Below are 13,542 nucleotides of genomic sequence, written 5' to 3' on the forward strand. Positions count from 1 at the left end.
CTCTTAAAATATGAGGTCTGTCAAGGGTATAAGATAAAAGCCTATCTAAAGAATTAAAAGGCTATTTATTTCTTAATTTTACCTTTACCTTAGTTTATAGTTGATAGTTTATACTAAACTATCAACTATAAACCTCCTACCCCCTATTATACCTACCTGCCCAAAGATTAAGCTTAATATAGAGTAGATCTTTTAGGGTAATTAAACCGTCTTTAATCGGCCTTAAACGGCTATTGGGAGAGTTAAGCCAGTCAACGGGTACTTCCACTAGACTATAACCCAAATTCTTAGCCACCACCAAAACCTCCATGTCAAAACCGAAGCGTTTAACCTTTTGAAAGGAAAAAATATCTTTAGCTGCCTCAGAGCGAAAAAGCTTAAAACCGCACTGCGTATCACTAACCAAGTCGTCTAGTAAGAACAAATTGATCAGTTTATTGCCCAACCTACCTAACCAAATACGGTATATGGGTTGTTTAATCTTAACACTAGAACTATCTAAATAACGAGAACCGATTACCAGATCAGCCTTATGTTCTTTTTGGGCTTGCCAAAGCTTATCCAACTCAGTTATCGGAGTGGAATTATCCGCATCAGTAAAGAGAATAAAACGCCCGGTAGCTTCTTCAACTCCGGCTCGCACCGCCGCTCCCTTACCGCGGTTACTTGGTAACCTAATTACCCTAAGGGAAACAAAGCGAGACTTCATCATTTCGGCTATAATCGCTGTTTTATCTTGACTCCCATCATCCACCACAATAACCTCAAAAGAAAAATCTTTACCTAAAAGATATTCTTGTATAGCTGTTAAGGTTTTACCTAGTCTTTCTTCTTCGTTATAGCTCGGTATAACAATAGATAATTCCGGACCAGTCTGTTCACTCCCTGAAACCTTAGCTCCTGTCTTAAAAGTCCAAAGCCTGTTAGCTAAAAAGTTCCAGGCCACCACTAAGACCGAAGTAATAATTTTAGCGGCAATATACCAAATGGCCAAAAGATAAACAAACAAATACATGCTTAATAAAGTTAAGCCCAAGCCAACTAAAGAAACAATTAAGAATTTAATAAAAAGTTTTTTGTAGTTCTTAGAAGGATGCCGAAAGGTCCAAAACTTGTTTAAAATAAAATTATTAATCACCGCCAGTATAAAGGCTAAAGAAGCAGCCAAAAGTACTGGTAAAAAAAAGAACTCCACTAATAAGTAGAGAGAGACAAGATCAATTAGAGTCCCAGAAAGGCCAACAATGGCATACTTAACAAAAGGCTTACCATGGTCGTTAAAAAAATTACTAAAAAAGTTCAGCTGCTTATTCATAAGCCAACTAATCTATCTTATACCAAAGAGGCTTGCCGGTCGGCAGTTCAAGATAAGGAATTTGTTCGTCTGAGATATTTTCCAGATGTTTAACCAAGGCTCGTAAACTATTACCATGAGCCACTACCATTACTTTCTCCCCTCTCCTTAGAGCCGGACGAATAACTCGACGCCAATAAGGGATAACACGTAAATAAGTGTCTTTTAAAGATTCAGTGCGAGGCATTTGCTTTTTGGTTAAACCACAAGCTTCAGCAGAGATCTGCTTGACTAAACCTTTAGACGACATAGGAGGTGGAGTAGCTTCATAACCACGACGCCATTGATGAATTTGTTCATCCCCTAACTTAGCAGCTAAAGCTTTCTTATTCTTACCCTGTAAAGCTCCATAATGTCTTTCGTTTAAGCGCCAATCATAGGTAATGGGTAACCACATCATATCCATTGCCTCTAAAGACAACCAAGCGGTTTTAATAGCTCGGTTTAAAACTGAGGTAAAAACTCTATCTGGCTTAAAACCACGACGACGTAAAAGTTGTCCGGCTCGCCTGGCCTCAGCCTCTCCGTATTCGGTTAAACCAACATCAACCCAGCCGGTAAAGATACCTTTTTTATTCCATGGACTTTCTCCATGACGGATTAAAACCAGATTATGATCAGACATAAAACAATAAAATAAGACTTAAAAACAAAAAACAAGCTAATTACATTATAACATGGCAGGGAAAAGAAGGGAAATGAAATAAATAAAGAACAATAGACTACTTTTAATTTGACAAAAAAACAAAAAACTATATAATAAAGAGATAAAGGTTCCACTCTGCTAATAAGAGCCCTCGGGCTCTTCCGAAAGGATAGGCGGAGTGGTCGTTTTTTTATAATGATTATTTAATAATATAACATTAAATTAATCTAAAAATAAAAAATTCTTAATCTGCCCATTAATCTCTTTAAGAGGCCTCTCTTCTCCTCTTTCCACATAAACGAACCCAGCCCAACTGCAATAATCAACTATTTGACAATTAATATCAGCTTCGCTTCTATGAAAATAAATATAAAATCTTCTCCGAAACCTCCTCTTTAAATAATTTTTTAAATTCTTTAAAATACTTTCATGTTTCTGCCTTGTGAATATTTTACCCAAAACCACAATTATTGAATCTAAATTTTTATCAATATCATATCTATAGTAAATATTATCCAAGAGTTTTTTTGAAATTATCTTATAAAACTCTTCATCTGTTAAAAATTTATTATCAAATAATCCTTTCTTAACTGCCACTATGTCAATTTCCATATCATCCAAGTTTTTAATAAGATTAAAAACCCTATCCCTCACAAACTGCCTATCTTCCGTCGCATGAAAAAATTCTTGATCATTACCCTTATTCAATAATTCATATTTAAGGTTAATAAACTTATCTCGACTATAAAAAGGGTGTTTTGTTGTTATTGAAGTTAAAATAAAATGCCTTGTTCCTTTGTGAGAAAAATCAAAGTTACCTGATTCATCAATAAAAATATACAGGGAATTATTTTTCATATATTTAATTTAAATTATTAAAAACAAAGAACCCTCTATGTTAAGAGGGTTCTTTGTTTAAAAAAAGTAAGATGAAAACTAAATTAAATGTCTTCTTTGCCAAAATTAAGTGGTCCAAAATTTGTCATTTTCCATTTCTCACACACTAATTCGGGAGTAACTTTAATAAAAACAACATCATCAAAATCAGGCTCTTCTTTCCAATAGTCATAGGACTGCATATTTATTTTAAAAATACCAGGTTTTAAATTTGGATAGTTACGAGAAAAAGCTCCCACAAAGTTCTTAATAAACTTCTCATCTTCATTATTATTAAAAAGTAAGACCGTCTTATGCTCTTTCTTAAATTGATTCTTCATTGGAAAAAAGGCCCACTCACTGTCGTCCTCATTAAGGAAATCACTTAACACCAAATCTCCCTCTTGAGGAGTCACTACAACGTCTTCGTTGTACTCAAAGGTGTCCTCTAAGGTATTCTCATTATTATCATCATGAGAGTTCTCAAAATTTAGCCCTGGCTCAGTGTACATATATTTATGATTAATATTAATATATTTATTATTATATATAATCTAGCAAAAAAATGCTATATATGTACAATTATATCGTCAAAATCACCTTCTCTCGGGGTAATATATAAAGAATTAAATAAAAAACCCGACTTTACATGCCGGGTTAAAACTAAAAAATTATCATCAAAGTACCTATCTCTACCGTTAAATAGACAGTCCATAAAAGAAACTGTCGGTAGGTAGAAGATAAAATATTCTCACTTTTTAAAATGTACAACACTAATGTTATACAAATTCCCGCTAAAGCAAGGGTTAAAAAGCTATCCGCCATCCTTTCTCCACCAATAATAAAGATTGTTAATAAAGTTGTGGAGTAAAGAACAAGAAAAATAGATAAACCTATTGCCACTTTATTTCTTGCTGCTCTTCTCATATCATCCCTCTGCCTGCGAAGTAAAAAGATAATATGATACCGGCTATAATAGACAATGAATAATATATTATTTTTTTCACTGTTAATTTACCCGCAGCCTTGCTGTAAAGAAAAACCCAAGTAGCAATCGATCCAACAAGAAATAGAAAAACTGCTAAATGATCTGCTTTGGAAAAATCAAAGAAGAAATCATTTATTTGCATATTCCCCAAAAAAGCTATTAGGACAAAAATTACTATGCCTTTAATTATTTCGGGGCATTCCTTTTTTTCTCCTTGCTTATTCTTTTCTCTTTCTTCAATCCTTCCTTTCTCTATTATCATTTTTTTAGTTATCATCTTTTTTCCTCCCACCCTCTCGGGTATTTTTATTTTGAAATTTTATTTTTTATAATAACAATTTTAATAATTTTTAAAAAACATTTTAGATAACCTTAAATAAATCACAAATAACTTAGATTGTCAAGACAATTGCTGAATTAAAACTTAAAGTGCAATTAATCTAACACTCATAACAAAAAAATCTAAAGTTTTAGGTTATCCTTAATTAAAAAACTTGACCCAAAAAAACTGAGGCTATAAACTAAGATATATGATCTTAACTGACAAACTACAAAAAGCCATTAATCTTTGTGCAGAACTCCATCATGGACAAATGCGTAAAGGCAGAAAATTGCCTTATGTTGTTCATTTATTCAGTGTAGCCATTATAGTTAGCGAATATACAGACAATGAAGATCTCATTATTGCCGCCTTATTACACGATGTTTTTGAGGATACCCAAGGATATAACGAAGAAGATATGAATAAAGATTTTGGACCAAGAGTTGTTGCTTGCGTTAAAACCCTAACAGAAGATAAAGATCTACCCTGGATGGAAAGAAAAAAAGATTACCTTGAGCGGGTTATAGCTTCTGACAAAGAAAATTTTTTAATCTGTGTAGCGGATAAAATCCACAACTTAAATTCCATTAATCGCGCTTATCTTAAAGAAGTAGCCGGCCAACACCAAGATTCTGAAGCTCGCTTTAAAAGAACTAAAGATTTCTACCTCACAATAGCCAAAGCGGCCTCCCAAAAATTAGGAGACCACCCAATCGTTTCTCGCCTTGAAGAAGCTTATCTTAGGGCAGAAAAAACTTTTAACGAATATTTAAAAGAATTAGGGATTTAGAGCTCTTTCTATTTGAGCGGTAATCTCCTCATAGCTTGGTGAACTTATTCTTAAACCATTAACATAAAACTGTGGGGTACCAGTTACTCCAGCAGCTCGGCCGTCTGACATATCTCTATTAATAACCGCCATGTGCTTATTACTCTTTAGAGCTTCAGAAAATTCTTCAACATTAAGCTCAAGTTCTCTAGCATAGCCTTCAAAGATCTCTAAAACCTCATTGCGAGTCTTAACTCTGGGAATTGAGCTCCCCCACTCGTCTTGGTTTAAAAAAAGTAAATCATGCATTTCCCAAAACTTACCCTGATCCCCGGCTGCTTCAACCACCTGGGCAGCTGTTTGGGCATGGCTATGACCGGCTAAAGGAAAATGACGAAAAACCACTTTAACATTATTAGGATAATCTTCTAAAAGTTTGTCCTTTAAAACAGCAGCACTGCGGCAAGCCGGACATTGAAAATCCGCAAATTCAGTAACCGTTACACTAGCTTCTGCATCACCTTTAAAATAAGCGCCGGAACGTTCTTCCAACAAAGGATTAACCTGCTCAGCCGGTGAAGAAGCAAACTTAAACAACAAAAGACCAAAGGCAATGGCGCCCAAGGCAATAGCTAAAATTATCTTTATTTCTTTAGTCATATTTTTATAATTATTTTTAAAATTATTTTAATCTCTTTAAACTATCTAATAAGATCAAATAAAGAGCGGTTTTGTTTTTTATAAAGAAAGAGTAAGGCGATTATAACCAAAAAAGCTATTAAAGACAAAACCGGTAAGGTTATAAAACCAAAAGACCAACTTACTTGGGCACAAGGTACTCCCACCTGACAAGCCTCCAAAACAACCGGGAAAACTCCGGAGCTGATCAGGACATGATAAAAAGCCACTAAGGCTCCAAAAATTGGGAAAGCGATGGCATAATGGAAAACCTTATGATCCTTTAAGATAATCCCAACAGCTAAAATAACCGCCAAAGGGTAAAGAGCTAAGCGTTGGTACCAACATAAGACACAAGGTGCTAGACCAGCTACCTCACTAGCATATAAACTACCAATAAGTCCCAAAAGAACGATTCCTAAAGACAAATAAAGAGCATTATGCTTTAGCCATTTAATAATTTTTTTCATAAAAAATATTTTAAAAATACCTTATCTATATAAAAAGTATAACATTATGTAAAAAATATAGCAATGAAAAAGACCCCGCCAAAATGGTATAAATAAAAAACTATTTAAAATAATTATTAACGGCATCTTCAAACTGCTCAATGAATATCCTCTTAGAATAAGAGAGATTATTCATCTCATAAAATAATATAACCGCTTTTCTGTACTCTTCAATATCCACGATTCTATAAGAAAGCGGAATTGAATTATGCGCCAACAAGATAGCATTAGAAATCATACGAGAAGCTCTCTTATTACCATCTTCAAAAATTTGGATATAAGCGATAAGAATTGAAGCTAAAAAAGCTTTCTCAAAAAAAGACTCTTTTTTGTTGATCAAATCAACCATGCCTTGCATAGCAACTTTAATTTGATGATCATTGTCTAGGGGCTTATACTTTGTACCAGTAATGCCAACCGGCGATTTTCTAATATTTTTAGAAACTCCAAGTTTTTTTGTTAGAACAAAATGAATGTATTCAATATCAGAACAATGTAATTTTTTAAAACGTTCCTTATTCTGCATCGCCTCGTTAAAAGCGTCTTTATGATTAAGAATCATTTGAGTCTCTTCTTTAGTCTTACCTTCTCCAATAACATTATTTTTAATCAATGCTTCAGTTCCTAAAAGAGAGTAAGTATTTCCCTCTATGGCTGAAGATTTCCAGGAAAACTCAATCATTATTCTTTCAAATTCTTTATTAATAAGAGTCTGGCTATCATATCTTGATAAATTTCTAACAAATTCCTCTTGCAATTTCTCTAATTTTTCTTTTTCTTCGAATGTAAAAATGTCGTTTTCAAGAACAATAAAAATATCAAAATTAAAACTTTCTCTTATCTGTCTTTTTAAATAAGGAGTTTCAAAATATTCTTTAATATTAACCGGCAGGAATAGCTTATTAATCTCAGTAACAACATAGACCGTACTTCGTCCTAATCCTCTTTTTAATATAAACCCTTGTTGTTGTAAATAACTCAAATCTCTTTGTAGAGTTGTCCTTTCTATTGAATCCCCAAGGAAATCCAAAATTTCAGAGTTAGAAGCAATATCTTTGCTCTTTATAAAATCAATAACTTTTTGTTGCCTAATCTGCTTCTTGTTCATAGTTTTTATTACAGTGCTTAATTGCTGCATTTAAAATACCTTATTGCTGCATTTTATTACTAATTTTACAAAAAGTCAAGTAAAAATACAAATTTATTGCTGCATTTTATTTGTACTATAAGACATCCATATTCCCACCAAACTTTCTTTTAAAAATTATCTTATAGCTCTACAAAAATTAGAGCCAGTTTAACCCTATAAAATGCACTATTTATGTAAAAGATAATTTTATTACAAATATTTTAGAACTATTTCCTATAAAAAAAGACCCCGCCAAAATGAAGGGTCGTATCATGCAGAGAGCAATCTTTATGATAAATGGCGGGGTAAAACCGAGGGTGGTGTGCAGAGACAAGCATCAGATGATACAAGATTTTCCTTACTCATTAGAGTAAGTACTTGTTTAACCTTATAAGGTCATGATCCGGTTGCTCCGCACACTTCTCAAAAAAATAATCAAAGAACTTATATTTTATATTATACACCATAGAAAAATGTTTGTCAATAGTAGTTATCCACAAGCTAATTAAACAAAAAGACAAAATAAAAAAAGCCATCAGCAGGGCTTTTTTAGGTAAATACGTTTTTTTCTCGTTTTTTTGTTTTTTTCGATTGTAAGACTACCGTGCTGATGGACTTTATAATAAAAGGAAAAGATTATTTGCGGGGCTGTTTGCCCTAGTTAGAATTTTAACAAAATCCACCCGGCAAACTTTGGCCTAATCTCCCTCTTCTTACTTCTTAAAAAACTACAAAAGAACTCATATTGAATTTAAATATAGTCCTTTTAAAAATATTTGTCAAGAGATCGCTGTGTCTCATGTCAAATGCGACATAGTGAATTCCTTGGGGGTTTGCATATTTAGCCCCATGTGAGGCCGTTTGTTAAGATAATAGTCTAAAAACTCCTCTACTCTCTTTTGTACCATAGGCAAGTCTTTTTTACGATATCTCCAGTACCCCAGACACTCTTTTCTTAAAGTACCATTAAATTTTTCAATGAAGGCCTGGTCGTTCTTCTTGTAAGGTCGTGAGGTACGAATAAAGATGCCTCTTTGTCTAGCTTCGGTGTCCCAATGATCTTGAAACTCCGGACCACCGTCTCGTTGAATCTTGTCTACTGTACCAAACCATTGGAGTTGTTTTTGGAGGGCCTCTTTCCCAGCTAAAGATGTGAGGTTGTCTTGGATCACTACACAGGACTCTTTAGTGAAGATATCTATGGCAGTGAAAGCAAAGAGTTCTCCCAAGACTACGGTGTCTACTTGAATCACTTCTCTTGGTTTTTCGGCCTTTAAAACCGGCCCTCGTCTCTGGTATTTCTTCCATTTACTACGTAATTGGTACTTTTCTCCCAGGATGCGGTAAATGGTACTCACCCCTACAGACAAACCATGGTCTCTTTGCAGGATATAGCGTATCTTTTGACCGCAGCAATTTCTATATTCTTCACGAATAGTTAAAACCTTGGCTTTAAGGGCTGGATTTACCTTACGGTTACGTCGACCTCGTTTAGCATTTTGGTAACTTGCAAGGAACTGGTGAAAGCCCATTTCCTTAATTCCGGCCAGCCAACGATACACGGTGGCGCGGTGCAGACCCAATTTAGCTGGAATCTTTTCCGGGCTTACCCCGCTGCCATAGAGTTGCCAACAAACGTGAATTGGGGTTATCCTATCTATGAAATGTGACATAGTGTTTCTTTAGTGATTTAGACCTCTAAAGTATATCACTATGTCGCATTTTTAATTAGAATACAGCGGAGATTTGGAAAAAGCCTAACTGACTTGAAAAGAATAAGACAAAAATAAAAACAGGAGAAAATTAAATTGCCTATCCCCTAAAAATTTTTCGGCAACTTTTTCTCCTGTATAAATATAGGGTCCGTACCTCGGAGACCGCAAGTCATTGAATGACAAGTCATCAGATAGACTGAACAGTTCGGACCCTAAAATCATAGATCGGTCTCTCCACTCTCGGAGAAGATAATTAGCCCCAGGTTCCTCAAGCATGCTTTCTTGAAACCCAGAAAAGAGAATTATATATAACCTGATATGAACCATGCTTACAAGTTATGGCACTCAATAAATCGGAGTGCGTTTCGCAAGCAGACAAACCTTAAGTCTGTCTTTCGTTTTTAATTCCACCACCTTAGATGACGGCTAAAAACAAAAAGGTGATCAGATTAATTCCTCCGTAGCGCGTAAGTTTCTGCGGCTAAGCACACCGAGATAATATGCCTTACCAATATCTTGATAAACAAATAGCACAAGTCGATGCCTACGGGACCCTGTGACGAATTAAACAATCACAAAATCGTGGACCGATCTATTATTAAAATCTTTTTCTTTTTCTTTAAAGAGCTGCCTGAACTATAGCAAAATACAGCAATTAGTCAAGGGGTAATAAATATTAAATGAAAGATTAATAAAGATTTAAAAGAACAAAAACAACAAAACTTAACTAATTTTTGGCTTGCTATTGAAAAAAAAGCTAATCACAGTAATAATACAAGTAATATCTCTTTTGTTGTATTTTAACCTTTTATTAATCCTTTACTCTTTTATCCCCTATTCTTAGTATATTTCTTTAATCCATCTATCCTTATGTCTTTATCTTTCTGGCACAAACTGAAAAAACCTTTTTTTGTTCTAGCTCCTATGGCTAATGTTACTGATGCAGCCTTTAGGAAGATTATTGCCAAATACGGCAAGCCTGATGTTTTTTATACTGAATTTGTTTCAGCTAACGGTTTGGCTTCAGCCGGCCGAGAAGCTCTAATGATAGATCTTAAATATGATCCAAGTGAGAACCCGATTATAGCCCAGTTCTTTACAGATAACCCGGAGAATATGCATAAAGCCGCCCAACTTGCTTATGAGCTTGGTTTTGCCGGAATAGACATTAACATGGGTTGCCCGGATAAGAATGTTATGAAACAAGGAGCTGGTGCTTGTTTAATTAAAAAACCCCAATTAGCTCGTGAATTAATTAAAGCCGCTAAAGAAGGTGGACAAGGCTTGCCGGTTTCTGTTAAAACCAGAATCGGTGATACTAAAAACGAACTTAAAACCTGGTTAAGCGAGCTCTTAACCGAAGAACCAGCCACTATTATTATCCATTGTCGTACCAGAAAAGAAATGTCCAAAGTACCGGCTCGTTGGGAACACGTTAAAGAGGCGGTAGAAATAGCCAAGGGTTCAAATACTTTAATTGTCGGTAACGGAGATGTTAATAATCTTAAAGAAGCCGAAAAAAAAGTAGCCCAAACCGGTTGCGACGGAGTTATGCTCGGGAGAGCAATTTTTGGTAATCCCTGGCTTTTTAATAAAAAGATATTAATAGAAGATATACCTATTCCAAAAAGACTATCTGTTATGCTTGAGCACACCGAACTTTTTGAAAAACTCTTAGGACAACATAGGTCTTTTCATATTATGCGTAAACACTATAAAGCCTATGCCAATGGTTTTAAAGAAGCTAAAGAATTACGCATTGCCTTAATGTCCACCGAAAATGCCAAAGAAGTAAAAGAGGTGGTTAAAAAGTTTTTAAAAGACAAAGATTTAAAAGACTTAACTTAAATTGACAATAATGGTATAATAGAAAATAACTCTCACTATTAAACTAACCTCTATGCGTCCTTCACTTTTTGAAAAAATTATTGCCAGAGAAATCCCCGCTGAAATCGTTTATGAAGATGAAGTAGTTATCGCCTTCATGGATATTAAGCCTCTTCACCCAGGACATATTTTAGTAGTCCCTAAAGATTATGAAGATTATATCTTTGATTTAAGTGATGAGAAATACACCGAGCTTTTATTAAAAGCTAAGAAATTATCTGCTCCCCTAAAAAGAGCCTCAGGGGCCAAAAGAATTGGTATGGTAGTGGAAGGTTTTGGTGTTAATCATGTTCATGTTCATCTTATCCCGATTAATAATGTTAACGATCTTGATCCCAATTTGGCAAAATTAGCCGAAGCCGAAGAATTAAAAAATATGGCGCAAAAGATTAGGAATGAGATTATAAAATCAAATGTATGAATATAAAGAGCCCAATAAAAAAAAGTAAAGTATACACAAAAGGATTCACTCTTATTGAGCTCTTGGTGGTTATTGCAGTTATTGGCATTCTTTCAACATTAGCTATTGTCGCTTTATCAAACAGTAGGGTTAAAGCTAGGGACTCAAAAAGAGTTTCTGATTTACGTTCAGTGGTTACTGCTTTGGAATTATACTATGCCAATAATAATGGATACCCATCATCTTTAACTCCTGGACAGCCGCTTTCAGATACCTCAGGCACTACCTATATAACAAAGGTGCCACAAAACCCCGAACCCCGAACAGATGGTAACTGTCCTAACCAAGAATATAATTATACAAATTATGGCGGACACTATAGCCTAAAGGGTTGCCTTGGTACGGGCTTCGCAGAATTACCAGCAGGAGGATTTAAAATAAACACAGGCTCACCCCTTAAATCAACCGGACCAATTAACGGTTTAGTTGGTTGGTGGCTCTTTGAAGCTGGTTCAGGTACTACAGCATTGGATAGCTCAGGCAACAATAATCACGCCACTCTCTATGGAGATAATGTTTGGGTAAGTCAAGGTTGTCCCTCTGATTTTTGTCTCCATCTACCAACAACCAGTCAATATGCCTTAGTGCCAAACTCCTCTTCGATTAATGTTACCGGGCAAGCTATTTCTTTTGGCGGTTGGGTTAATTACACTGGTATGCCGGCTTCAACTATATTAATGGATAGGAATAATCATTATCGTATATGGGCTAAGTCAGCCAATAATATCTACTGCTACCTTCATAATGGTTCTAGCTGGAGTCCAAACTTAATTTCAGCAGCTCCCTCTACTGGCTGGCATCACCTTATGTGTGTATATGACGGAATAAATTTTCGCTTATATGTAGATGGAGTTCAGACAGCTTCCATTTCATATAATCAAAATATGCCGAGCAACTCTAATAGTTTAACTATCGGCAGATCATCCGGAGGGGGTTCTGGTATAGGAACCTACTTAGATGATATAAGAGTATATAATAGAACTTTAAGTGCTGATGAAGTTTTAAGCCTTTATCAAGCAACTAGACCAAACTAAATTACCTCATCAGTCTCCTTATTTTTTATTAAGAGCTTAAGTTTACTTATATTATAATAACATTATAACACTCTATCAATCACTCCCCCTCCTAAAACTTCATCTTGGTCATAAAAGACAGCAGCTTGTCCTGGGGTAATAGCTCTTTGTGCTTCTTTAAAAGTTAACTTAATTGTTTTATTATCTATTCTTTTAACCGTTGCTTCTTGGGCTGGATGACGATAGCGGATAACGGCGGTAATCTTTTTAGGTAATTCTCTTTCTTTAGTTAAAGAAAGATCTTTAACTATACACTCTCTACGCCAAAGTAAAGGGTCTTGAGGATTATCCGAGACTATTACCAAATTCTTTTTCATATCTTTAGCTACCACATAATAAGGTCCACCGCTAAGCTCAAGACCTCCTCTTTGCCCCAGGGTATAGAAAACCGCTCCCTCATGCTCGCCTAAAACCGAACCGTCTATGTAAACAATCTTACCTTTTTTTGGTTTAAGTCTTTGTTTTAATAATGCCCTTATATCCACTTCCCCAATAAAACAAATTCCTTGGGAATCTGGTTTGTTATACGTCGGTAAATTAAATTTTTTAGCTAATTTTCTAACACTGCTTTTTTGTAAATCACCTAAGGGAAAAATTGTTTTAGCCAACTGCTCTTGTTTAAGGGTATATAAAAAATATGTCTGATCCTTACTGTTATCCCTACCTTTAAGTAGACTATAATCTTCATTCTTTTTAACCACCCTGGCATAGTGTCCCGTAGCTACATAATCTGCACCAAACTCTTTGGCTTTAGACAAAAAAACCTTAAACTTAATCTCTTGGTTACACATAATATCCGGGTTCGGTGTCCGCCCGGCTTTATATTCTCTAAAAAAATAATCTATAACCCCCTGCCTGTATTCTTCTTCAAAATTCCAAACATAAAAACGAAGGTCTAAAATTTGAGCCACTCGCCTGGCATCCGCTAAATCTTCAGACCAAGCGCAAACAAAATCACCAACATCTTGGCTCCAATTTTTCATAAAGACGCCAATCACTTCATAACCTTGTTCAACAAGTAAAGCGGCCGTGACAGACGAATCCACCCCACCGGATAAACCAACCACCACCCGAGGTTTTTTAGCTTTAATTGTTATTTTTTCTATTCTTTTCATATATCCGCTAAATTACCATAC

General features: G+C 35.1%; 15 protein-coding genes. 4 read left to right on the top strand and 11 right to left on the bottom strand.

The genetic code is table 11. From position 1 onward, the window contains the following. Positions 1 to 136: 136 nt before the first annotated feature. The 6 genes from QY321_02940 to QY321_02965 all read right to left on the bottom strand — a co-directional run bounded on the left by QY321_02940 (position 137) and on the right by QY321_02965 (position 4,141). Complete coding sequence (locus QY321_02940; protein ID WKZ24548.1) at positions 137 to 1,315, bottom strand: glycosyltransferase; 1,179 nt, start codon at positions 1,313 to 1,315, stop codon at positions 137 to 139. Positions 1,316 to 1,322: 7 nt separating this feature from the next. Beyond that, positions 1,323 to 1,979 carry a 2,3-diphosphoglycerate-dependent phosphoglycerate mutase gene (locus QY321_02945; GenBank protein WKZ24549.1) on the bottom strand — a complete coding sequence of 219 codons (657 nt, stop codon included), beginning with the start codon at positions 1,977 to 1,979 and terminating at the stop codon, positions 1,323 to 1,325. Positions 1,980 to 2,222: 243 nt separating this feature from the next. Next, positions 2,223 to 2,858: a DUF3800 domain-containing protein gene (locus tag QY321_02950; GenBank protein ID WKZ24550.1), complete on the bottom strand. Its 636-nt coding sequence runs from the start codon at positions 2,856 to 2,858 to the stop codon at positions 2,223 to 2,225. Positions 2,859 to 2,941: 83 nt separating this feature from the next. Next, positions 2,942 to 3,388, bottom strand: a complete 447-nt coding sequence (locus QY321_02955) for a hypothetical protein (GenBank protein ID WKZ24551.1) — start codon at positions 3,386 to 3,388, stop codon at positions 2,942 to 2,944. A 151-nt stretch (positions 3,389 to 3,539) separates the two neighbouring features. Then, entirely contained in the window at positions 3,540 to 3,803 is a 264-nt protein-coding gene (locus QY321_02960) for a hypothetical protein (GenBank protein ID WKZ24552.1), read from the bottom strand. Next, complete coding sequence (locus QY321_02965) at positions 3,800 to 4,141, bottom strand: hypothetical protein (GenBank protein WKZ24553.1); 342 nt, start codon at positions 4,139 to 4,141, stop codon at positions 3,800 to 3,802. The genes QY321_02960 and QY321_02965 overlap by 4 nt, the downstream gene beginning before the upstream one ends. A gap of 253 nt (positions 4,142 to 4,394) precedes the next feature. Here QY321_02965 and QY321_02970 point away from each other — a divergent pair, with 253 nt between their 5' ends. Then, on the top strand, positions 4,395 to 4,976 hold the full coding sequence (locus QY321_02970; protein WKZ24554.1) for an HD domain-containing protein: 582 nt from the start codon (positions 4,395 to 4,397) through the stop codon (positions 4,974 to 4,976). Here QY321_02970 and QY321_02975 read toward each other — a convergent pair. From QY321_02975 to QY321_02990, 4 genes are all read right to left on the bottom strand, one after another. Continuing rightward, a complete protein-coding gene (locus QY321_02975) occupies positions 4,965 to 5,615 on the bottom strand; it encodes a thioredoxin domain-containing protein (GenBank protein WKZ24555.1) in 651 nt (216 codons plus the stop codon). The genes QY321_02970 and QY321_02975 overlap by 12 nt on opposite strands. A gap of 41 nt (positions 5,616 to 5,656) precedes the next feature. Further along, positions 5,657 to 6,103: a disulfide bond formation protein B gene (locus QY321_02980; protein ID WKZ24556.1), complete on the bottom strand. Its 447-nt coding sequence runs from the start codon at positions 6,101 to 6,103 to the stop codon at positions 5,657 to 5,659. Positions 6,104 to 6,203: 100 nt separating this feature from the next. Continuing rightward, positions 6,204 to 7,250, bottom strand: coding sequence for a Fic family protein (locus tag QY321_02985; GenBank protein ID WKZ24557.1), 1,047 nt, complete (start codon positions 7,248 to 7,250; stop codon positions 6,204 to 6,206). An 818-nt stretch (positions 7,251 to 8,068) separates the two neighbouring features. Beyond that, positions 8,069 to 8,944 carry an integrase core domain-containing protein gene (locus QY321_02990; protein ID WKZ24558.1) on the bottom strand — a complete coding sequence of 292 codons (876 nt, stop codon included), beginning with the start codon at positions 8,942 to 8,944 and terminating at the stop codon, positions 8,069 to 8,071. Positions 8,945 to 9,856: 912 nt separating this feature from the next. Here QY321_02990 and QY321_02995 point away from each other — a divergent pair. Genes QY321_02995 through QY321_03005 form a run of 3 tightly spaced genes read left to right on the top strand, consistent with a single transcriptional unit; the run spans position 9,857 to position 12,367 of the window. Continuing rightward, entirely contained in the window at positions 9,857 to 10,834 is a 978-nt protein-coding gene (locus QY321_02995; protein WKZ24559.1) for a tRNA-dihydrouridine synthase, read from the top strand. 52 nt (positions 10,835 to 10,886) lie between these two features. Beyond that, complete coding sequence (locus QY321_03000) at positions 10,887 to 11,294, top strand: HIT family protein (protein WKZ24560.1); 408 nt, start codon at positions 10,887 to 10,889, stop codon at positions 11,292 to 11,294. Continuing rightward, positions 11,291 to 12,367, top strand: a complete 1,077-nt coding sequence (locus tag QY321_03005) for a prepilin-type N-terminal cleavage/methylation domain-containing protein (GenBank protein WKZ24561.1) — start codon at positions 11,291 to 11,293, stop codon at positions 12,365 to 12,367. Before QY321_03000 ends, QY321_03005 begins: the two co-directional genes overlap by 4 nt. Positions 12,368 to 12,429: 62 nt before the next feature. Here QY321_03005 and mnmA read toward each other — a convergent pair whose 3' ends face one another. Next, positions 12,430 to 13,521 (bottom strand): tRNA 2-thiouridine(34) synthase MnmA, encoded by a 1,092-nt coding sequence (mnmA, locus tag QY321_03010; GenBank protein WKZ24562.1) that lies wholly within the window; start codon positions 13,519 to 13,521, stop codon positions 12,430 to 12,432. Between the last annotated feature and the right edge of the window lie 21 nt (positions 13,522 to 13,542).

The organism is Patescibacteria group bacterium, assembly GCA_030583705.1.
Lineage (GTDB): Bacteria > Patescibacteriota > Patescibacteriia > Patescibacteriales > Patescibacteriaceae > Patescibacterium.